Below are 1,063 nucleotides of genomic sequence, written 5' to 3' on the forward strand. Positions count from 1 at the left end.
GCCGTGGGCGGAGTGCGGTCGGTTGGCGTTGTAGTCGCAGCGCCAGTCGTCGATGATCACGCGGGCTTCCAGCAGCGAGTCGAAGCGCCACGAGTTGAGTAGTTCGTCACGGAGTCTGCCGTTGAACGATTCGATCCAGGCGTTCTGCCACGGCGATCCGGGATCGATGAAAAGTGAACCGGCGCTGTTGAATCGGCACCAATCGGCTACGGCGTGGGCCACGAACTCGGGACCGTTGTCGAAGCGGACATAACAGGGCGCCCCGTGGGTGAGGGCCAGGCGATCCAAGACGTCGACGACGCCGTCGGCGTCGATGGAACGACCGACTTCGATCGCGAGTGCTTCGCGGGTGAACTCGTCGATGACGTTGAGCATCTTGAGGGTGCGGCCGTCGGCGGTGGTGTCGAACTGGAAGTCCATTGCCCAGATCACGTTCGGACGAATCGGTGACATCGCGCCCACGGCGACACCGATACCGGTCAACCGCTTCTTGCGGCGGCGCTGCGGAACCCGCAGGCCTTCGTCGCGCCACAGCCGGCGGATGCGCTTGTTGTTGACCTGCCAGCCGGCCCGGCGGGCCATCTTGGCTGCCCGTCGCCATCCCCAGCGAGGACGGTCGGTGGAAAACCGGCGCAGCCAGGCTCGCAACTCGGCCTCCTCGGTGGTGATCGGCGTTGGCGTCAGGCGCATCGTGGAACGGTGGATGCCCACCACCGTGCAGGCTCGGCGTTCAGACACCCCGAACCGCTCGCGCAGCACCTCCACTGCGCGGCGTTTGCGGTTCGGGGTCAGAAGTTTCCCGCCGAGAGGTCCTTGAGCATGTCGATGTCGAGGGCCTGGTTGGCGACAAGCTTCTTGAGCCGGGCGTTTTCGGCCTCGAGTTCTTTGAGCCGCTTGGCCTCATTGGCCTTCATGCCGCCGTACTGGGCCAGCCAGCGATGCCACGTCGATTCCGCGATCTCTAGATGCCGGCACACCCCGGTCAGCTCCTGGCCCGACGCGAGTAGCTTGTTGCCCTCGGTGAGCTTCCGGATGATCTGATCCGGCGTATGCCGCCGGCGCT

Annotated in this window: 1 protein-coding gene; it reads right to left on the reverse strand. The window is 65.3% G+C overall.

The features are described from left to right. Positions 1-1,063 (reverse strand): IS3 family transposase gene (locus tag RMCN_RS30660; RefSeq protein ID WP_110765980.1). Its coding sequence is split into 2 segments (ribosomal slippage), with 1,064 coding nucleotides annotated over them: positions 1-806 and positions 806-1,063; the frame shifts between segments, so codons are not numbered across the junction. This gene is flagged as partial in the annotation.

Origin of the sequence: Mycolicibacterium novocastrense (genome assembly GCF_001570485.1) — a bacterium.
Classification (GTDB): domain Bacteria; phylum Actinomycetota; class Actinomycetes; order Mycobacteriales; family Mycobacteriaceae; genus Mycobacterium; species Mycobacterium novocastrense.